Annotated in this window: 16 protein-coding genes; 3 read left to right on the top strand and 13 right to left on the bottom strand. The window is 64.8% G+C overall.

All coding sequences use genetic code 11. From position 1 onward, the window contains the following. Nucleotides 1-272 precede the first annotated feature (272 nt). The 11 genes from ACFVJ3_RS26940 to ACFVJ3_RS26990 form a co-directional block, all read right to left on the bottom strand. On the bottom strand, nucleotides 273-1,082 hold the full coding sequence (locus ACFVJ3_RS26940; RefSeq protein ID WP_378454961.1) for an SDR family NAD(P)-dependent oxidoreductase: 810 nt from the start codon (nucleotides 1,080-1,082) through the stop codon (nucleotides 273-275). A gap of 145 nt (nucleotides 1,083-1,227) precedes the next feature. Further along, complete coding sequence (locus ACFVJ3_RS26945) at nucleotides 1,228-2,628, bottom strand: acetate--CoA ligase family protein (protein ID WP_378454962.1); 1,401 nt, start codon at nucleotides 2,626-2,628, stop codon at nucleotides 1,228-1,230. Beyond that, the gene (locus ACFVJ3_RS26950; protein WP_378454963.1) at nucleotides 2,625-3,431 is read right to left on the bottom strand and encodes an enoyl-CoA hydratase/isomerase family protein; all 807 of its coding nucleotides are present in this window, start codon (nucleotides 3,429-3,431) and stop codon (nucleotides 2,625-2,627) included. The genes ACFVJ3_RS26945 and ACFVJ3_RS26950 overlap by 4 nt, the downstream gene beginning before the upstream one ends. Then, entirely contained in the window at nucleotides 3,428-4,654 is a 1,227-nt protein-coding gene (locus tag ACFVJ3_RS26955; protein WP_378454964.1) for a CaiB/BaiF CoA transferase family protein, read from the bottom strand. The genes ACFVJ3_RS26950 and ACFVJ3_RS26955 overlap by 4 nt, the downstream gene beginning before the upstream one ends. A 68-nt stretch (nucleotides 4,655-4,722) precedes the next feature. Then, nucleotides 4,723-5,931, bottom strand: coding sequence for an acetyl-CoA C-acetyltransferase (locus ACFVJ3_RS26960; protein WP_378454965.1), 1,209 nt, complete (start codon nucleotides 5,929-5,931; stop codon nucleotides 4,723-4,725). A gap of 40 nt (nucleotides 5,932-5,971) precedes the next feature. Next, nucleotides 5,972-6,742 carry a 3-oxoacyl-ACP reductase FabG gene (fabG, locus tag ACFVJ3_RS26965; protein WP_378454966.1) on the bottom strand — a complete coding sequence of 257 codons (771 nt, stop codon included), beginning with the start codon at nucleotides 6,740-6,742 and terminating at the stop codon, nucleotides 5,972-5,974. Further along, nucleotides 6,742-7,911: an acyl-CoA dehydrogenase family protein gene (locus ACFVJ3_RS26970; protein ID WP_378454967.1), complete on the bottom strand. Its 1,170-nt coding sequence runs from the start codon at nucleotides 7,909-7,911 to the stop codon at nucleotides 6,742-6,744. Before ACFVJ3_RS26970 ends, fabG begins: the two co-directional genes overlap by 1 nt. Next, nucleotides 7,908-9,863 (bottom strand): AMP-binding protein, encoded by a 1,956-nt coding sequence (locus ACFVJ3_RS26975; protein ID WP_378454968.1) that lies wholly within the window; start codon nucleotides 9,861-9,863, stop codon nucleotides 7,908-7,910. The genes ACFVJ3_RS26970 and ACFVJ3_RS26975 overlap by 4 nt, the downstream gene beginning before the upstream one ends. Before the next feature lie 35 nt (nucleotides 9,864-9,898). Beyond that, nucleotides 9,899-10,375: a MaoC family dehydratase gene (locus tag ACFVJ3_RS26980; RefSeq protein ID WP_276141962.1), complete on the bottom strand. Its 477-nt coding sequence runs from the start codon at nucleotides 10,373-10,375 to the stop codon at nucleotides 9,899-9,901. Between the two features lie 17 nt (nucleotides 10,376-10,392). After that, nucleotides 10,393-11,322 carry an HpcH/HpaI aldolase/citrate lyase family protein gene (locus ACFVJ3_RS26985; RefSeq protein WP_378454969.1) on the bottom strand — a complete coding sequence of 310 codons (930 nt, stop codon included), beginning with the start codon at nucleotides 11,320-11,322 and terminating at the stop codon, nucleotides 10,393-10,395. 1,342 nt (nucleotides 11,323-12,664) lie between these two features. Next, complete coding sequence (locus ACFVJ3_RS26990) at nucleotides 12,665-14,104, bottom strand: MmgE/PrpD family protein (protein WP_378454970.1); 1,440 nt, start codon at nucleotides 14,102-14,104, stop codon at nucleotides 12,665-12,667. 287 nt (nucleotides 14,105-14,391) lie between these two features. Between ACFVJ3_RS26990 and ACFVJ3_RS26995 the strand changes: the two genes are divergently transcribed. Next, nucleotides 14,392-15,303, top strand: a complete 912-nt coding sequence (locus ACFVJ3_RS26995) for an acyl-CoA thioesterase (protein ID WP_378454971.1) — start codon at nucleotides 14,392-14,394, stop codon at nucleotides 15,301-15,303. A gap of 62 nt (nucleotides 15,304-15,365) precedes the next feature. Here the strand turns inward: ACFVJ3_RS26995 and ACFVJ3_RS27000 are convergent, their stop codons facing one another. Then, nucleotides 15,366-16,157, bottom strand: a complete 792-nt coding sequence (locus ACFVJ3_RS27000; protein WP_378454972.1) for an SDR family oxidoreductase — start codon at nucleotides 16,155-16,157, stop codon at nucleotides 15,366-15,368. Nucleotides 16,158-16,159: 2 nt separating this feature from the next. Next, on the bottom strand, nucleotides 16,160-17,041 hold the full coding sequence (locus ACFVJ3_RS27005; RefSeq protein ID WP_378454973.1) for an LLM class flavin-dependent oxidoreductase: 882 nt from the start codon (nucleotides 17,039-17,041) through the stop codon (nucleotides 16,160-16,162). A 766-nt stretch (nucleotides 17,042-17,807) separates the two neighbouring features. Between ACFVJ3_RS27005 and ACFVJ3_RS27010 the strand changes: the two genes are divergently transcribed. Further along, on the top strand, nucleotides 17,808-18,989 hold the full coding sequence (locus tag ACFVJ3_RS27010) for a CaiB/BaiF CoA transferase family protein (RefSeq protein WP_378454974.1): 1,182 nt from the start codon (nucleotides 17,808-17,810) through the stop codon (nucleotides 18,987-18,989). Between the two features lie 150 nt (nucleotides 18,990-19,139). Continuing rightward, the gene (locus ACFVJ3_RS27015) at nucleotides 19,140-20,336 is read left to right on the top strand and encodes an acyl-CoA dehydrogenase family protein (RefSeq protein ID WP_378454975.1); all 1,197 of its coding nucleotides are present in this window, start codon (nucleotides 19,140-19,142) and stop codon (nucleotides 20,334-20,336) included. Nucleotides 20,337-20,547 lie beyond the last annotated feature (211 nt).

The following is a 20,547-nucleotide window of genomic DNA, read 5'->3' on the forward strand; positions in this document are numbered from 1 at the left end:
GCCGCAGAGGTATTCGCCCGAACGGAGCAGGACCACGCCGCCCCTTCACCCAGTGACGATTTCAATTCCCGTGCAGCTGCACACGGCGGACAGCTGGCCCGCAATCGCGGCACCGACCAGAAGTAAGCCGCCACTCTTGCCGAGCGCGGGCGGGTCGTTCATGTCAGGAACCTGGGTCGCCAGGACCGCGGCCCGCAACCGACCCCGACACGGTGATCTACCAGTGATCGCGGTTTGTTGCCAAGACAATTCCGACGGTTGAACCCCTTCGTTCACCCCGCCAACAGGCTTTGACCACCATCGACGACCAGCGAGGCACCGGTGATGAAAGCCGCCTCGTCCGAAGCCAGAAAGAGCGCCGCCTGCGCAACATCCCAGGCAGTTCCCTGCCGATTACGTAACGGCACGCGCGCATTTCGCTCGGCGGCAACCTGCTCTCGGGTTGCGCCACCTCTGCCGACTCGCTGTTCGATCGCCATCGGCGTATCCATTAGCCCAGGAAGGATTGTGTTGGCTCTGATTCCGTACTTCGCCTCCGTGATCGCGATGTGTTCGGTGAGTGCCACCACGCCCGCCTTGGAGGTCTTGTAGCCGACGTTCGGATAGTTGATCAGCACCGCATTGGAGGAGATGTTCGTGATCACTCCGCTACTGTGCTCGCGCATCACGGGAATGACATGCTTGCAGGTCAATGCCATGCCCTGCAGGTTGATGGCAATAATTCGAGTGAATGCCTCGGCATCGATCTCGCTGACCGGCGCGTCGCCGGCGGATACTCCCCCGATACCCACGTTGTTGTGAAGGATGTCGATGCGCCCCCATTCCTGCACGCAGGTGGCCGTCATTGCCGCGATGTCCGGCTCGCGGGTGACATCCGCGCACACAGCGATCGCCTCGCCACCGTCGGCAACGATCTGCCGAACGGTCTCCTTCGCCGACGTGAGGTCCCTGTCGACGGCGAGCACCTTCGCTCCCTCGCGTGCCAGCAGCAGTGCCGCGGCGCGTCCGTTGCCGACGGTCCGCCCCTCGACCTGCCCTGCCCCCACAACGACCGCCACCTTGCCAGCTACGCGCTGCCCCATGCCATAACTCCTTTTTCGTCCTCCGCGCGGAGGACACCTCCGCCGGATTCACACATCGTGCCCACGATCTCGACCGACACCATCGGCGGGTCGACCTTCGTCCCCGAAACAGTGGCTCGAGCACTTCCACCGTCGAGTTCACCGTTCATCCCGCAGCCGGCTCCACCGCTCGACGGAGGCTGTGTTCGACGAGGTAGCTGAGTACGCGGACGGCACGACTCGGTTCGGGGTAGGTCGGGATCCCGGCATCGAGCAGTTGCCGACGTGGTCGGCCACTACCGCCGGTCCACGCGACGAAGAAGGGTTTCGATGTCGCAGAGTAGGCACGTCGGAGAGCCTCGACCATGTCGTCGGCTCCGGCGTCGGAGTTTCCGAGGACCACGAGCACGGCGTCCGTCTCGTCGTTGTCACAGACCACCTGCAGGGTTCGGGTCAAGATTCCGACGTCGTTGATCAACGACCCTGTGGCATCGATTGGGTTCGCCGTAGACCCGAAGTAGGGCAGATGCGAAGCAAGCAGTTCGCGGTCCGCGGACTCCCACGGTTCCACGACGAGGCCCAGTTCGACAGCGATGTCTGTCGCGAGGGCGCCTGCGCCGCCGCTCTGGGTGACGACGGTCAGCCGCCGCCCTGCTGCGGTCCGTCCGGCTGCGAAGGCGAGGGCGGCATCGGCCATCGCTTCCATGCTGTGCACCCGTACCGCGCCGTAGGTGGTCACAGCCTGTTCGAATGTATCGTCGTCGCCTGCGAGGCTCGCGGTATGTGCCGCGACGGCACGGGCACCAGCCGGGGTCCGTCCGGTCTTGAGTAAGACGAGAGGTTTGCCGTGGTCGGCTGCCGAGCGCATCAGCTCCTCGAGTGCGGCGAAGTCCTTGACTCCTTCGATGTGTCCGAGCAGTAGGTCCACATCCGGTGCGTCGACCAGGCCCGCGAGCAATTCGACCACCGTCACGTCGGCCTCGTTGCCGGTGTTGGCGAAGTACCGTGCCCCGAGTCCGAGCGAGTTCATCGTGCTGTATGTGAAGGTGCCGACCGCACCGCTCTGGGACACGAGCGCGATCGCCGAATCGGGACGTTCGCCCTCCTCGTCGAACGCGGTGGAGAAGGTTGCGTATGCACAGTTTCCTGCCGAGAAGCTACCGAGACAATTCGGGCCCACCACGCGCATTCCACTGCTGCGGGCGACCGCGGTGATCCGGTCCTGGATCGCCGTTCCCGGGTCACCGATCTCGGCGAACCCGGAGGCGAAGATGATCGCGGTGCCGACGCCGGCGGTCGCGCAGCGCTCGACCGCCTCCACCACTGATGCGGCCGGGACGACGATAATGGCCAGGTCGATGACTGCGTCGATGTCGGAGATGTCCGCATAGGCCGGGACGCCCTGGACCTGATTGCGGTGTGGATTGATCGCGTAGATCCCACCGGAGTAACCGAATTTCTTCAGGTAGTCCAACGGCCGCCCGGACAACTTGGCGGGGTCCGACGATGCCCCGTAGACGACGACATTACGCGGCCTGAAGAGCAGATCTGCGACGGCTGTGTTCACGACCACGTCTCCGTCCGGAACGACGGCGCGCGGCGCTCACGGTGCGATGCGACGCCCTCGACGACATCAGGGCCGCCGAAGCCCAGGAACTCGAGGCCCAGCGCGGCGTCGAACAGCGGGCCCTGCTGGCGGTACCACTGATTGAGTGAGTACTTGGTCCAGCGAATCGCTTCCTGTGCGCCGGCGCTCATCTGGCCGGCGATCTCACGGGCGGTGTCCAGCAGTTCCGCCTGGTCGACGGACAGGGACACCAGGCCCGCCTTCTCGGCGTCCTCCCCGGAGATCTCCCGGCACGTCAGAAGCAGATACTTCGCTTTCGCCATGCCGCACAGCAGCGGCCAGACCATCGACGCATGGTCGCCGGCGGCAACCCCGAGTCTGGTGTGTCCGTCGATGATGCGCGCGTTCTTCGCAGCGATCGAGATGTCGGCCATCAAGGCGACGACGAGTCCGGCTCCGACGGCCGGGCCGTGGATGGCGGAGATGATCGGCTTGTTGCAATTGACGATGTTGTAGAACAGGTCACGCGACTCACGCATCACGCGCATCCGCACGTCGTAGTCCCTGATCTGTGCGTCGATGAGGTCGAAACTGCCGCCGGCGGAGAAGGCCTTGCCGGCGCCTCGGACGACGACCGCCCGGACCTCGGGGTCCTGGTCGATCACCGACCAGATTTGCGGGATGTCGCTGTGGGTGGTTTCGTCGACGGCGTTGAGGTTCGGGCCGTCGAAAATCACCTCCAACACTCCGGGCTGGTTGTTCTCGAAGGAGATGCTGGTGAACTCCTTGTACTTGTCGATCATGAGATTGTCCTTTCCTGGTGGGGCGGATCGGCTGGTGAGGGTGCCGGGGATCTCGGATCCCATGACTCGAGAACGGTCTCGACGTCGACGGCCCCCTCGTTCGGTGTGCTGACAGCTCGTGCGGGGGTTCGGCTGAACCGGGGTGCGGGAGCGGGATGGAGTGCTCCGTCAAGGCGCTGAAAGAGTCCGCGTTCGAGGTTGTGCGGGTGTTCCGCCGCTTCGTCGAAGGTGAGCACGGGGGTGACGCAGGCGTCGGTGCCCTGGTAGACCGTGGTCCACTGCACCTGGGTCTTGGATCCGATCTGCGTCGCGATCAGTTCACGCAGTTGGGGCCAGCGCGCCCGATCATTCTGATCCGGCCACTCGGAGACGTCGGCGTCCAGGCGCGCGACGAACTCGCGGTAGAAGTCCGGTTCGAGCGCGCCTACCGCGAGGTATCGACCGTCGACGCACCGGTAGGTGTCGTAGAAGGGGGCACCGGAGTCGATCCAGTTGGTGCCGGGTTCGTCCGAGAAGAGACCAGCGGCGCGCAGACCCTGGATCTTCGCGGTCAGGAGTGCGACCCCGTCGACCATGGCGGCGTCGACAACCTGCCCCTGCCCGGATATGCGGGCTTCGAACAGCGCGCACACGATGCCGAACGCGCCGAGAGCGGCGCCGCCGGCATAGTCACCGAGCAGGTTCATCGGTGGCCGCGGCGCTTCACCGGACCGCGCCAGTGCGTGCAGAACTCCCGACTGCGCAACGTAGTTGATGTCGTGGCCGGCGGTGTGTGCGAGCGGCCCGGTTTGGCCGTACCCGGTCAGCCGGGCATACACCACCGCCGGGTTCCGGTCGAGGACGACGTGCGGGCCGAGTCCGAGTCGTTCGACCACCCCCGGCCGGTAGCCTTCGAGAAAGATGTCGGCCGCGGCTGCCAGTCGCAATACGGTTTCGACACCGTCCTCGCTCTTGAGGTCCACGGCCACGGTCTCGACTCCGCGGTTGACCAGGTCGCACCTTTCCCGCAGGCCGTCGGTAGAGTTCAGCGCCCTGGCCGGTCGGTGGGCGGGGCGCGCGACGCGCACCACTCGTGCGCCCATGTCGGCGAGCATCATGGCCGTGACCGGCACCGGTCCCATTCCCGCCAGGACGACGACCCGGACCCCGGCGAGCGGTCCCCTCGACGTGCCAACTACAGGTGCTGTCGCGTCCTCGCGGCAGTCCGTCGTCGTTGCGGTCACATCCACCTCCTCTACAGCTCTTGAGCATTCGCAAATCGGTTGCCGATCATGCGTTTTCGGGTTGTTGTTCAGGGTCGTTCGAAGATGGCAGTCAGTCCCTGTCCGCCGCCGATGCACATCGTTTCGAGTGCGTAGCGGCCCTGGCGGCGTTCGAGCTCCCGCAGCATCGTGGCGAGGATCCGTACACCGGTCGCCCCGACGGGGTGGCCCAGCGAGATGCCCGAACCGTTGACGTTGAGCCGGTCGAAGTCGTCTTCGCCGAGCTTCCACGCCGCCGTCACGGCGAGCGCCTGGGCGGCGAAGGCCTCATTGAGCTCGATCAGGTCCATGTCCTTGAGTTCGAGCCCGGCACGAGCGAGCGCGGTCTCCGTCGACGGCACCGGCCCGATTCCCATTCGGGCCGGGTCGACCCCGGCCGCCGCCCAGGTCACCAGTCGGGCCAGCGGACGCAGCCCGAGTTCCTCCGCCCGCTCGCGGGTAGTGACGATGCAGGCCGCGGCGCCGTCGTTCTGCCCGGAGGCATTTCCGGCCGTCACGGTCGCGTCGGGATCGACGGACCGTCGGACCGGTTTCAACGCGGCCAGGCTCTCGAGAGATACATCGGCCCGCGGATGCTCGTCCGTGCCGACCGTCACCTCGCCCTTGCGGGTGGACACGGTGACCGGGACGATCTCGTCGGCGAAACGGCCCTCCTGCTGAGCAGCCACGGCCCGCTGATGCGAGGACAAGGCCAGGCGGTCCTGGGCGTGCCGGCTGATGCTGTACTCCTTGCGGAGGTTCTCCGCGGTTTCGAGCATGCCGCCCGGCACCAGATGGTGCCTGCCGCCGGCGGTGACGCGTCCCCGTCCGATGCGGTCCGACAGGGGGGTGGAGTCGCCACGGAACCCGAACCGCAATCCCAGTGTGTAGTGTTCGGCCTGGCTCATGCTTTCGGCGCCACCGGCGATCACCAGATCGCAGATTCCGGTCTGCACGCGCATGGCCGCATCGATCACCGCCTGCAGACCGGAGCCGCAGCGACGGTCGATCTGCAGCCCGGGCACCGTGACCGGAAGTCCGGCGTCGAGCGCAGCGACTCGCCCGATCGCCGGGGCCTCACCGTTCGGATAGCACTGCCCGAACAGGACATCGTCGACGTCCGAGCCCTCGATGCCGGTTCGCCTGATCAGTTCGGCCAGGACGGTAGCGGCGAGATCGGCAGCAGGTATCTCCTTGAACGTGCCGCCGTACCGGCCGACCGGAGTGCGTAGCGGTTCGCAAATCACTGCATCGCGCATGTCTTCCTTCTTTCTTTCTGCTGATCGGTGCCTGGCAGGCTCAGATACCTCGGCCGCCGGTCACCTCGAGCACGGCTCCGTTGACGTACGACGCGAGCGGGGACGCGAGGAAGATGACCGCTCCGGCAACCTCCTCGGGCAGACCCGCCCGCCCCAGCGGCACTTCCGCTTCCTTGGCTGCGAAGATCTCCGGTTTCATCGCCAACGTCATCGCGGTGCGCACCAGCCCGGGCTGAATCGCGTTGGCGCGCACCCCGGCCGGGCCGAGTTCCTTCGCCGACGCCTTGGTCAGTCCGATCAGCCCGGCCTTGGCCGCGCTGTAGTTCGTCTGTCCAGGGTTGCCGATCTTCCCCGACAGCGAGGAGACATTGACGATGGACCCGCTGCCCTGCGATCGCATGAGCGGGGCCACCGCCCGCGTCCCGAGCCACGCCCCCTTCAGGCTCACGTCGAGGACGAGATCGAAATCGGATTCAGTCAGCTTCGAGATGTACCCGTCGCGGGTGACACCCGCATTGTTGACCAGGACATCGACCCGGCCGAACCGGTCGAGGCACGCCTGGACGAGCCCGGTTTGCTCAGCCTCGGAGGTGACGTCGCACTGATGCGCTGCGATATCGGCACCGGCGGCCACCAGAGGGGCGACCGCATCCCGGGCTTTGTCCCCGTCGATGTCGGCAACGAGGACCCGCGCGCCGTGGGCCGTCAACGCTTCCGCGATGGCGAGACCGATGCCTTGACCGCCTCCGGTCACGATGGCCACCTGTTTGTCGAGCAGCCGTGCCGCCACGGTGGGGTTCGGTGCGCTCATCAGTACGACTTCGGCAGGCCGAGGACCTTGGTGGAAATGTAGTTGAGCACCATCTCCTGCGACACCGGCGCCACCTTGAGGAGCCGGGACTCACGCCAGAACCGCTCGACGTGGTATTCCTTCGCGTAGGAGTAGCCGCCGAGGGTCTGCATCGCCCGGTCGCATGCTTGGAAACCCGCCTCGCTGCCGAGGAATTTGGCAGCGTTGGCCTCCGCGCCGCACTGTTGATGCGAGTCGAAGAGCGCGGCCGCGTTCATCGCGGTGAGTTCGGCAGCCTGCAGACGGATCCAGGAGTCTGCCAGCGGGTGAGCCACAGCCTGGTTCTTGCCGATCGGGCGGTCGAAGACAACGCGATCATTGGCGTACTTGGTCGCGATCTCCAGGGCGGCGCGACCGAGTCCCACCTGCTCCATGCTGACCACGATGCGCTCGGGGTTGAGTCCGTCGAGCAGGTAGTAGAACCCCTTGTCGACCTCGCCGACGACCTCGTCCGCGGTGACCTCGAGGTTGTCGATGAACAGTTCGTTGGAGTCGACGGCCGAGCGGCCGAGTTTCTCGATCTCGCGGACGGTGATCCGCTCGCGGTTGAGATCGGTGAAGAACAGGGTCATCCCGTGGAGGGGGTTCTCCTCGGTCCGTGGCGAGGTGCGGGTGAGCAGCAGGATCTTATGGGCGTTCTGCGCGTTGGTGATCCACACCTTGTGCCCGTTGACGACCCAACCGTTGTCGGTCTTGGTGGCCTTGGTGGTGATGCGGGAGGTATCGACGCCGGCGGTCGGTTCGGTGACACCGAACGCCATCAGCAGCTCACCCGCGGCGATCTTCGGCAGGAACTTGCGCTTCATCTCTTCCGACCCGTGGCGTAGGATCGGGCCCGGCGGGAAGATGTAGAAATGGATCGCCGACGCGCCGGCTGTGCCGGCACCCGAGGCGGCCACCTCGTGGAGCATGATCGCCGATTCGGTCAGCCCGAGCCCGAGCCCACCGTATTCTTCCGGGATCATCGCGCCGAGCCAACCGCCGTCGGCGAACGCCTTGACGAACTCCCAGGGGTATTCGCCCTTCTTGTCCTTCTCCCGCCAGTATTCGAGATCGAATTTGCGGGCCAGTTCCCGAGTCGTCTGGCGAATCAGTTCCAGATCGCTCTGCTCGGTTGCGATTGCGGTCATGCCTGCACTCCTGCTTGTTGATGGGTGGGGATGTCTTCGATGGGGGTGGCCGGATCCAGTGAGGAGAGGTCACCCTGCGATTCGCCGAGGTGACGGGCGCGTATGGCACGCCGCATCACTTTGCCGTTCTTGGTTTTCGGCACTGTGGCCACGACGTGCAGGGTGGGCGCGAACGAGCGGCCCACATGGTGCACTGCCGTCTGTGTCAGGTCGTCGAGATCGAGGTCCCCGGGGCGGGCGACGACGAACGCGACCACCCGTTGGCCGCGCTGTTCGTCGGGCGCCCCGATCACCGCGGCTTCCACGATGCGAGGGTCTTTGAGCAGCGCTGCTTCGATCTCGGCGGGACCAACTCGCCGCCCGGACACCTTGATGGTGTCATCAGACCGGCCGTGGATCCGCCAGTTGCCCTGGGCGTCGACGCTGGCCAAATCGCCGTGCAGCCAGATGCCCTCCCAGCGCTTCCAGTACGTCTGCAGATACCGCTCACGGTCATGCCAGAAGGCGTGGGTCATCCCTGGCCAGGTGTTGTGCACCGTCAACTCGCCCACCTCACCGGTCACGGGGTCGCCGGCAGCGTTGCGCACGGCCACATCCATGCCGGGCAACGGACCGTTGAAGCAGGCCGGTTCCATGGGCAGGAACGGGTAGCTGACCAGGATTCCTCCACCGGTCTCGGTGCCTCCGCTGTAGTTCACGATCGGCCGCCGGGATTGGCCCACCGTCTCGAACAACCACCGCCACGTCGGCTCGTCCCATGCCTCGCCGGTAGACGCGAAAGCGCGGATCGAACCGAGATCACCGAAATCACCTTCGCTACTTGACATCACCGCGCGCGCGGCGGTCGGGGCGATGCCTTGGAAGGTGACACCGTTACGCTCGGCGATGTTCCACAATCGGCGCGAGGACGGGTAGTCCGGCACTCCCTCGGTGAGCACGATCGTCGCACCCAACTGAAGGCCGCCCATGATCAGCAACGGCCCCAGCATCCATCCCATGTCGGCGATCCAGGCGATGACGTCGTCCTCGTGGATGTCAAAGCCGTACGCGAAGTCGACGGCAGCCTTGACTGCGAAGCCGGCATGAGAGTGGACGATGCCCTTCGGCGCACCCGTCGTGCCGGAGGTGTAGATGATCGTGAGCGGGTCGTTGGCGTCGGCGGCGACGGTGGCGGCCGGTTCGGGGTCCCTGTCGAGTTGATCCCAGTAGATATCACGCCCACTGTGCATGTCGACGCCGTCTGCGAGGTGCCGCACGACAACCACATGCCGGACAGACGGTGCCGATGCGAGTGCCTCGTCCGCGGTCTGCTTGAGGGGGACCCGCTTGCCGCGCCGTGTCGTGCCGTCGGCGGTGACCAGGACGACAGCTTTCGCGTCGCGCAGACGGGTGGCGAGAGCGTCGGCACCGTAGCCGGTGAAGGCGGGGACCGAGATGGCTCCGATCATGGCGCACCCGAGGTATGCGATCACCGCCTCGGGCACCACCGGGAGGAACAGGACGACCCGGCCTCCCCGCGCGACCCCGAGCCGGAGCAGGTTCGCGGCGAATCGTCGCACTTCCACGTCGAGCTCGGCAAAGGTCAGGGACCGCCGCTGGCCGCCGTCGCCCTCGTAGACCACGGCCTCCTTGCCGGCGATCGGGCCGCTGGCGTGGCGGTGCGCGCACAGCGTCGCAGCGTTAACGGTGCCCCCGACGAACCAGCGCGGGAAGGGTTTGCCCGCACTGTCGTCTCGGACCCGATTGAACGGGGCGTCGAAGGTGATGTCCAAGTCTTCGACCACGGCACGCCAGAACCATTCCGGGTCGTCGACCGATGCCCGGTGCAGCTCGTCGATGCCGTCGAAACCCCACCGCTGCATCGCCGAGAGCAGTCGGCTGCGCTTACGGTCGGCCTCCTCCGGCACCCATACGGGGGCACCCGAATCACCGACCAGGCGGGCTTCACGCATCGCTACTCCTCCATCTCGTGTGGTTTGCCGGACCGTCAGGAGACGGCGACGGGCTTCTCGGCGGCCGACCTCTTGAGCATCAGGCCGGCGCGGGCACAGTCGCAGACCACCTCGTCGCGTTGGTTGATGCCGTAGTGACGGAAGAAGACGATGCCGGAGTCGTCGCGGCTCTTGGACTCGCGTTTGCTGACGATTTCGGTGCGCACCCGGATGGTGTCGCCGTGAAAGACTGGCTTGGGGAAGGTGACTTCCTGGAAGCCGAGATTGCCCAGTGTGGTGCCCTGAGTGGTGTCGGGCACCGTGATGCCGGTGACCAGCCCCAGAATGAAGAGGCTGTTGACGAGCCGCTGACCGTAGATGCTGTCCTTGCTGTATTCCGCGTCCAGGTGCAGGGGTGCGAGATTCAGCGTCATGGAGCAGAACAGGACGTTGTCGGTTTCGGTGACGGTGCGCCGGGTGGCGTGCTCGATCACCGCGCCGGGTTCGAGTTCTTCGAAGTAGAGACCAGGCATGAGAAGCCCTTTCAGGTTCAGTTGACGCCGGCCAGGTCGCCCTGGCTGTCGGAACGGTTGTTGTCGTCGAGGAGGCGGCTATACTCGAGCACCCCACGCGCGGTCTTGATGTGTGCGTAGTCGATGTGCATGCCCTCGTAGAGCACCGCGGCCGCCCCCGCGGCTTCGGCTTCTTCGAAGGCGGTGATCATGCCGGTGTAGAAGTCGACTTCGAACTTCGAGGGGCTGAACACCTCGTTCGCCACCGCGACGTGGGACGGGTGGATGAGGACCTGTCCGCGGAAGCCCAGCTCGCGGTTCTGTACTGCGAAGTTGCGTGCCCCTTCCGGATCGGCGAGATCTTGCCACACACCCACCAGCGGGAATTCGAGACCGTGGGCGCGGGCCGCCAGCAGCGCCCGGCTACGCAGGTACAAGGTCTCCTGACCGCCCGGAGTGAATTGGAAGCCGATCGACCGGGACACGTCCGCATCTCGGGCGGTACCGGCGAACAGGGTCGCCACCCGAGGTGACGCGACCGCGATCTTCTCGCAGTTCCCATACGCTTCGGCGGTTTCCAATGAGCAAATGAACTCGATGGTCCCCGCTTTGACGCCGTTGCGCGCCTCGAAATGCGTGACCAATGCATCGAATCGAACAATGTCATCGGGGCCGAACGTCTTGGGCAGCACGAAACCGTCGAGCCCGGGAATGGCCACGGCCTCGATGTCATCTCCGGTCAGTCCGGTGTCGAGCGAGTTGAGCCGGACGTACACCGCCGGCCGATTACCGGGCTCGGCAAGACGGGTGATCGATCGGGAGGCCGCCGCCCGGCCCTCCGCTTTCAGATGAGACGGAACGGAATCCTCCAGGTCCAAGATCAGCCCGTCCACACCGGACGCCACCGCCTTGTCGACCCAGTTTTCCCGGTGACCGGGCACGAACAGCAGAGAACGTAGTGGTCTCATGAATCCTCCTCAGTGACTGAGCAAACCATATATTATGTGAGAACCTAGCGCAAGGATTTGCGATAATCGATAATCATGCTGATCCCGATCTATGACATCGCTTCACATTCTGATCTGAATCGAACGTGCACCTTGACTTTTCGGCCCGACCAACCGCCTTCTGCACGCCAAAGCAGCTATCGCTACTGAAGCCGCCGCGGCGATTTCGTCGGGGCGGCGCCGCGGATCAGTCCACTTTCCGGGAGCCGAGTACGCCTGACAGACGAGGGCAGCCGGCCAGCGGGAAGGTAGACACCCGAGTGTCCAACGTATTGAGCAGCCAGGAAACGTCATGGGAAGCGTTGCGCTATCTGAAGAGAAAGTGAGGACGCGCGGCTGGTGTGTCTCGACTGCTCCAATGATGGCCACAGTGTGCAGGCCGCAGTTCAGTTGCCGGCTCCCGGCACCGGAAGCCCGGTCACGGATGGCGTGACCGGCGAGTGCCTCGATCGGTGCGGCGCGGTGCGACAACTCGCGATCGCAGCCGTCGGCCGAAACGGCGAATGCCTACGATCCGAGCTAGGGACGCCCCCCGGGCAGCGTCCCGCTCGATCGTGCATGTTCGGACAGCGATGAGGGAGGTGCCTGGGTCCGATCTCGATGACATCGACCACGTTCTTGCCGGCAGTTGCGATCGACGACCAATGGCTCACCGCCCACTCGATCGACACCTCCGCAGGGCCGGTACTGGCGGTCGCCTTCCGCGGGTCACCGTCGCAGGAGCCGATAACCCGACCGGCCATCACCGCCAGTCCTCCCGCAGTCCCGTGAAACTGCAGCGTCGACCAGACCCGGGCGCCCCTCATTCGCCCGGCTGCGCGGACATGCCTGCGCCGAGGATCAGACCTCATCGCAGGGCAACCGCCGGGCACTGGGCCGTGACAGAGCTTCGTCGGTGACGGAGCATCCGGTAGTCGCTACGGTGCCGTCTCGGGTGTTTCTCGTCGGCCTGTTTCTCGAGCCTGGCGGTGCTCGACGGCTGACCGCGCCGACTAGAAGAGCTGGTCACTGGCCGGAAGCGACAACGTGACTCCACAACCTCCACCGGGCGGCGGCGACGACCGTTGAGACCGCCGTGACGGTGCTGGTCTCGATCCGCTCGACCACCGTCCGCATCTGCCAACAAACGGCCGCCGCCCGTGCCCCGGGGCTGCACCGCGGCGGGGCCGACTGCAGGAATGCCGCCGAACACGCCGGCCCTCGCGTAGTCGGTCGCACCTCCTCAGCCGGGTGATCGACTAGTTGCAGACTCTCGTCGTGCAGCGCGGTAGAGGCGACGGCCCTCCGTCGCCCCACTACCCTGTCAGGACACCGGCGCGTCGCTAAGGCTGTTCGGCGAATGTGATGCGGGGGAGCTGGCCCCGGGCTGCAAGAGCACAGTGAGATCGGCAACCTCGGAGGCCGGGTCCAGCGTATCGACAAGCTCGAAAAGCCGCGCGGCTTGATCGCGCCCGATTACCTCGCCGGTCAGCTCATCCAGCTTCTCCTGAAATTCGGCTTCCGTGAAGGGCTTCACCGGCGAGCCCTTGGCGCGCTCCTGGAAATAATGCGCGCTGGTCCCATCCTTGAAGTGGACCGTCACATCCGAGACAAAGAACTCATACTTCTCGTCGAGATCCGTAGCGACCTCCAGCGTGATCCGACGAGCGAACTGCATGACCTCAGAGTCGGGTGACAGGTCCAGTCGCCCTTCCAAAAACGCACGGTGGGTCGCGTAGCCATTGCCCTTGCCCAGAGCCGACAATGCCATCTGCGTGGGCAGCGAATACTGCAATTCTTCAATATTTCGCGGGTGGTAGAGCTGTGCGTTTCGTGTTCCCACGACGCTGTCGGTCATCGTCTGGATGCGGGCCACGACACTGTCGATCTCGTCGGCGCGGTCTCGAAAATGCTCCATGGCCTCGATGTAGCAGAAAGTCAGGGCGCAGCAGCAATAGGGCTTGAACGACAGGCCCGGCAGCATATTGGGTGCGCCGGGAAGGAAGCAATCACGTGCCTGGTCGGTGACGTCCGCATGGGCGAACATTCGATAGAGACCACGGTCCCCGGTCAGAAAGCGACGTGGACCGGTCACGCCCGCCCGGGCAAGTTGCGCGGCCTCGATGCCGTTGCGCACGGCGATCCCGGCATGGACCCGCTTGATGGAGCCCCCCGTCGAGGCATATTCGGTCGTCCCGCTTGCATGGCTGAGCGCAATGGCGAGGGCGTGGAAGGTCTTGTCCTCGTCGAGGCCGTACAGCTTTGCCGCAATCGCGGCGGCACCGAAGTTCGCGAAGACCGCATGCGGCTGCCAGCCCACGTTGAGGATCGCAGGCGAGGCCAGCGCTCCGATCCGGACGTAGGTCTCATAGCCCGCGACCATCGCCACGATCGTCTCGTGCAGCGATGCACCTACCTCTTCGCCGATGGCGAAGGCCGTTGGCACGACGCAACATCCGGGATGCGCGTTGCCGAGGAAGTCATCGTATTCGAAGCCGTGGCCATAGGTCGCGTTCAGATATGCAGCATCGGCTGCAGCAGCTCGCGTTGTTTCACCGACGATCCGCGCCTTTCCGGGGCGCGGGTCTCGAAACTCACGCGTCATCCTCGACCATGGTAGCTGCGAGGCGCCGATCTGGATCGCGAACTGGTCCTTGATCAGCGCCTTTGCCGCGTCGAGCGTGGCGGGGTCAATATCGTTCCAACTGTAACGCGTCACGAACTGCGCGACGGCGCGTTCCAGAGTTGGAGCTGTGTCTGTCATGAAACCTCCCGATACTCGTGGCCTTCGCGGTGGAACCGCATGGGGGCAGGATCGCCCTCGGAGGCATCTGATCCGCGTATCACGGCTCCCCTGCTGTGAGGAAATCGTGCAGCGGCACCTTCTGTAGGATTATACATAATTGTAAATGCAGAATCAGGGTCATGCTGGAAGTATCCCTCTCGGTAGACGTTCGTCTCTGCCGCGCGATGGCGATCCACAACTCAGATCAGCAAACGTAGTGCCCTACCCACACCGCCAGGCCACGTTCGTTCCCGAAAGGAACTCCGATGCCACAGTCAGTCACCGAGATCGTCGACCTTCTCGACCTCGACACGATCGGCCCGAACACCTTCCGGGGAAGACCGGCCCGATCGACCGAGTTGGTCAAGGTCTACGGAGGGCAGGTCGTCGCACAGTCGCTGATGGCCGCAGGTAGGACTGTGTCAGGAGGCCGGAAGGTGCATTCGCTGCACGCTCATTTCCTGCTCGGTGGTGACACGCAGATCCCTATCGTGTACGAGGTCGAGAATCTTCGCGACGGCGGGTCCTTCAGTTCACGACGGGTGACAGCCCGCCAACATGGTGACCTGATCTTCCACGCCACCACCTCGTTCCATAAGGAGGAACCGGGGTTCGAACATCGGCCGTCGTGCCCCGTAGCGCCGTCGTACGACGACGCGCCACCGCTTGCCGATGTCATGGAAACGACAGACGTGCACACGGCGGCATTCTGGCGGCGCGAGTGGGAGGCTCTCGACATCAGGTATGCCAGCGACACTCGACCGCAGGAACAGCGCGCAGAGACCCCCGGCCTGCAACATGTCTGGATACGCGCGAGCGGCCCGCTGCCGACGGACCCGTTCCTGCACACGTGCGTGCTCGCCTACGTGAGCGATCTCGGCCTGCTCTCTGCGTCACTTGTTCCACACGGCTTCCTCGTCTGGGCTCCAGGTGTGCCGCGGGCTTCCCTCGACCATTCCATGTGGTTCCACGACTCGGTGCAGGCCGACCAGTGGATGCGCTTCGATCAGTCGTCGGCCTGGGCCGGCGGAGCGCGAGGGCTGTCCAACGGGAAGGTGTTCGATACGCATGGACGGCTGCTGGCGTCCGTGGCCCAGGAGGGCCTCATCCGACCACACGGTGCGGTGCGGGCGCGACTCGACGGAGACGGGTCGGCACTGCGAATTCACGCCCGATAGGCCGCCAGAGAGAGCCGAGGGGTCCGGGGGCTCGTGCTCCGAACCCCTCGGTTCACCGTGTGTCAGAGGGTGGTTGCCGTACCGCCGTCGACCGGCAGGACCGCACCGGTGACGTAGGCGCCCGCCCGGGACGCGAGGTAAATGGCCGTGCCGGCCATGTCCGACTCGGCGACGAACCGCTTGAGCGGGACCGGGGCCAGGACCGCCTCCTCGCCTCGTCGTTCCAGTGTGCCCTCAAGCATCTTGCTCTTGAACATGCCGGGGGCGATCACGTTCACCGTGATCGACCGGGGTGCCAACTGCGCGGCGAGGTGACGACTCAGGTGATGGACCGCCGCCTTCGAGGACGAGTACGCGTAGGTCTCGTGCTTGGGGACATGGAACGCGTCGATCGATCCGATGTTGATGATCCGGGCAGGATCATCCGGGGACGCGGCCGCCTCTAGCAGTGGGGTGAGCGCCTGGATCAGGAAGAAGGAGCCTTTGACGTTCAGGTCGAAGACTTTGTCCCACCCGGATTCCGGGTACTCGGCGAGCGTTTCGGCCCAGATCGCACCAGCATTGTTGATGAGCACGTCAAGGTGGTCCTCTTGCTCTCCCAGCGCTTGTGCGAGCGAGCGGCATCCGTCGACGCTGCCGAGATTGGCCGGCAGGGCGATGGCCTCGCCGTACTGTGAAAGTTCCTTCACCGCCAAGGTGCAGGCCTCGGCGTTACGTGCGCAAATGTAGACCCGTGCGCCGGACCTGACGAATCCCTCGGCGATCGCGAGACCGATACCTCGACTGCCGCCCGTCACCAGAACCACTTTGCCGCTGACGTCGAAGAGTTTCTCGAACATCCCGCTGTCGGTCATATCTATTCCTTCCCATTGATTGTTTGTTCGGCTCGGAGCCGACTTCGGTCGGCCACGCGTGCGAGCGTGCGCACCGCGCCGGCCAGTTCGGGCTCGTACGGCAACTCGAGAATCGCCTCGTGGAACCCCATCTCCGCATAAACCTCGAGGTTGTCGGCGTTGATGGCTCCGGACTCCGGGTCGGGCCCGGGACCGGGTTTGACGATCAGTTTCAACTCGGTGAAGTCGCGGTCGACAGCGTCGCACGCTGCGCGCAGTCGCGCCAGATGCGCCTCCAAGGATCCCAAACTCTGTTTCGCAGGCAGCCAGCCGTCGCAGACCGAGGCGATCAGGCGCATCGCCAGCGGACTGTGTCCACCCCAGAGAAATTCGACCGGTGCCGGCGACTCGGGCAACATGGTGAAGGTCTTCGCCACCGGTTCATCGTCGCCGCCACGCACGGTGTACTCGCGCCTTCCCCGGGTCAGCAGTTCCCTGATCAGCGCGATGTCCGTCTTGGCGCGGCTCCCCCGCCTCTCGAAGGGCATCCCGACCGCGTCGTATTCCTCACGTAGCCATCCGGTACCCACCCCGAGTGAGAGGCCACGACCCGTCAGCCACGACATCGTCGAGAGTTGCTTGGCGAGTAGCGTCGGGTTGCGCAAGGTCATGATCAGCACGCTCGTCCCGAACGTGGCCTCCGGCAGTTGACCGGCCAGCCAGGCGAGCTGAACGAGAGGGTCGAGCCACGGCGTGTCTGCCCGGAAGGGCTGTCGCCCGTCTTCAGAGTGCGGATAGACCGATGCGGTGGACTCCGGCAGCACCACGTGGTCGCCGACCCAGAACGAGCTAAATCCCAGTTCGAGGGCGGACCGGCATATGGTCAGCAATCCCTCCGGTGTCACCCCCGGGCCCACCAACGGCAAACGAACACCGACAGGGATGGTAAACGCGCACACCATAAATCCTCGGTTCCTCGGGCGCGGCCGCCCGCTTCTTCCGACGAAGCCTACACCGATCATGCATTATCGATCCAGAGGTACCTTGAACACAGTGCCGAACGTTCCGGGGTGAGGCGAGTACCCCACAGGCGCGAAATCGGCCCTGCACCGACCAGCAAAGCCCGCAGCTCGGCATCACCATCTTGCAGAGTTGAGTGAATGTCGGTGCAGACAATAGATCGACCCAGCGCGGCGATCGAGATCCTTTGAGGCGGAATAGGAATCACAAATGGCATCGTTGCCCGCAGTCGGACCGAACGGTTTGTCGCTACACGGCGTAGGCCCTTGCACCCCTCGGTCCGTCACCCACGACGACGGCGGCCCGGAGACCGTCGCCTGATCGACACCGAGCTTGTCCGCGCCGGCTCGGCGCCTCACTCCATTGCCACCCAGGTTGCGCTGGCCGTCTCCACGATCGCGGCCGAGGGAAGCCAGCGCAGGCGCCGAGCATCGGGGCAAACACCGAAGTGCTCACCCGGTCAGGCGCCCGTCGTCGACGGCCACGACGGCTGCCGCGGCGCGCCGAAATAGGGGCTGAACTGGGAACTCCTGTTCGACGGCGCACTATAGCCAGATCGACTTACGATAATATATAATGTGACTCATATATGGTGATGTGACCGGAGCGAGGTTCCACCGTCGGTGAGACCCGTATTGAACGAGGTGACGAATGCAGCACAAGCCGCTCGAGAACATCCGCGTCCTGGAGCTCGGAGGCTACATCTCCGCGCCCTACGCGAGCTCGCTTCTGTGCGCGTTGGGCGCAGATGTGGTCAAGGTCGAGAACGCGGGCGGGGGGGACGCGTACCGTTTCCAGCAAAACGACCGAAGCCCGTTCTTCCGGCAGTACAACGCCGGCAAGCGCAGCCTCGGGGTGAACCTGAAGAATCCTGCTGGGCTGCAGCTCGTCGAGGCCCTGGTCCCGCGGTTCGACGTCGTCCTCGAGAACATGCGCCCGGGGAAGGCCACTGCGCTCGGCTTGGGTCCAGACCACTGTTCCGCGCTCGCTCCCGCCTTGGTGTATGCCTCCGTCACCGGGTTCGGGCCTGGTGGGCCTCTCGCGCAGCGACCGGCCTACGACACGATCGGTCAGGCGGTCGGCGGACTGTATTCGGTGCTGAGCGATGCGGGCTCGCCGCAACTGTCCGGTACCTGCGTGGCGGACCTGATCACCGGCCTGACGACGGCAACGGGGATCCTGGCTGCGCTCGTCGGACGTGCGAGCACGGGCGCGGGCCAGCGTGTCGAGACCTCGCTCATGGAAGCGGTGAGCACTCTGACCATCGAGGCTCTCACTCAGTATTTCGACAAGGATCATCAGGAGCCGACCCGGCAGAGCCGACACCCCCAGGCCCAGAACTTCTGCCTCGCGACCTCGACCGGGGAGAACATCGCCATCCATCTCTCGTCCTCTCAGAAATTCTGGCTCTGCTTCCTCGAAGCGTTGGATCGGCAGGACCTCTCCGACGACCCGCGCTTCCTCACGTTCGCACTCCGCGTCCAGCACTACTTCGAACTCGTCGAAATCGTCGAAGCGGAATTCATCGGCAAGCCCGCGCAGTATTGGGAGCAGCGCCTCACGGCGGCCGACGTTCCCTTCTCCCCGGTGCTGACGATGGGCGGATTCATCGAGCACCCGCAGGTGGACTGGCTCGACCTCATCGAACCCGAGAAGGACGGAATCGCCTTGGTCAGGCCCCCGTGGAGGTTCGGTGGGCAGCGACCCGAACGGCCCGGGCCCGCCCCCAAGATTGGCCAGCACACCCGCGAAGTTGCCGGAGAAGTGTACGACGAGGTCCGCATCAAGCAGCTGTTCGCCGACGAAGTCATCTTCGAGGAACTCGAGGCGTAGCGGCGGCGTTATCGGTTCCACCCAAATTCTTTCGCGACCTGACGCTTCGGTCGCCGACGCACCCTATCGAACAACACGGTCACTGCCCCTCCTCGCGAGCACCTGCGTCCACGAGGACGGGGCAAAGTGAATACACGGAAGGACCCACCCATGCCGAAACTGTGTGAGACCGATGATCTCACCGATGTCCAGGAGCAGATTCTGGACACCGTTCGACGATTTGTCCGGGACAAGATCCTGCCGGTCGCCACCGAACTCGAGCACAAGGACGAATACCCCACCGCCATTGTCGAGGAGATGAAAGAACTCGGCATCTTCGGCCTCACCATCCCGGAGGAATACGGCGGCCTCGGCGAGTCACTTCTCACCTATGCCCTGGTGGTCGAAGAAATCGCCCGCGGGTGGATGAGTGTCTCCGGGATCGTCAACACCCACTTCATCGTCGCCTACATGCTGCAGCAACACGGAACCGAAGAGCAGAAACAGAGATACCTGCCCCGGATGGCGACCGGTGAGATCCGAGGTGCCTTCTCGATGTCCGAGCCCGGCCTCGGTTCGGACGTCGCCGCCATCAAGACCAAGGCCACCAGGCAGGACGACGACACCTACCTCATCAACGGTCAGAAGATGTGGCTGACCAACGGCGCTTCTGCGAACCTCGTCGCCGTTCTCGTCCGCACCGATGAGGGGCGACCGAAGCGCCACCAGAACCTGACCACCTTCCTGATCGAGAAGGAACCCGGATTCGGTGAAACAGCGCCCGGAATCACCATCCCCGGAAAGATCGAGAAGATGGGCTACAAGGGCGTCGACACCACCGAACTCATTTTCGACAACCACAAAGTCGCCGCCACGCAGATCCTCGGCAAGGAACCCGGCAACGGCTTCTACCAGATGATGGACGGGGTGGAGGTAGGCCGGGTCAACGTCGCCGCCCGCGCCGTCGGTGTGGCCAACCGGGCGTTCGAGCTCGGGATCAGCTACGCCCAGCAACGCGAGACGTTCGGTAAGCGGATCGCCGATCACCAGGCCGTGTTGTTCCGCCTCGCCGAGATGGGAACGAAAGTCCAGGCCGCCCACCAGATGGTGGTGCGTGCCGCGCGGATCAAGGATCTCGGCAACCGCAACGATCTGGAGGCAGGGATGGCCAAGTACCTCGCCGCCGAGTCCTGCAAGGAGGTGGTCGAGGATGCCTTCCGGATCCACGGTGGGTACGGGTTCGCCAAGGAGTACGAGATCGAGCGACTGTACCGCGAAGCACCGATGCTCCTCATCGGTGAAGGCACCGCGGACATTCAGAGGATGATCATCGGTCGGCGACTTCTCGAGGAGTACCGACAAAAATGACCAGAACGCTGCGGTGTCATCCGTTCGAATCACCGTGCAGCGTCGTCGACCACGGGCGTGCGGACACAACGTACAACAGCTCGGCCGACCGGAAGGTGCGATGATGATCGATCTCGGTCCGGACTTCCGCAGTTCGTAGGCATTTTCGTGCCTGCCGCGGAATGAAGGCGCAGGTCAGAGCGGTGTAGGGTGTCTGGAACGCGAAAATCTG

The sequence above is a fragment of the Rhodococcus sp. NPDC127593 genome, from assembly GCF_042671975.1.
GTDB lineage: Bacteria > Actinomycetota > Actinomycetes > Mycobacteriales > Mycobacteriaceae > Rhodococcus_F.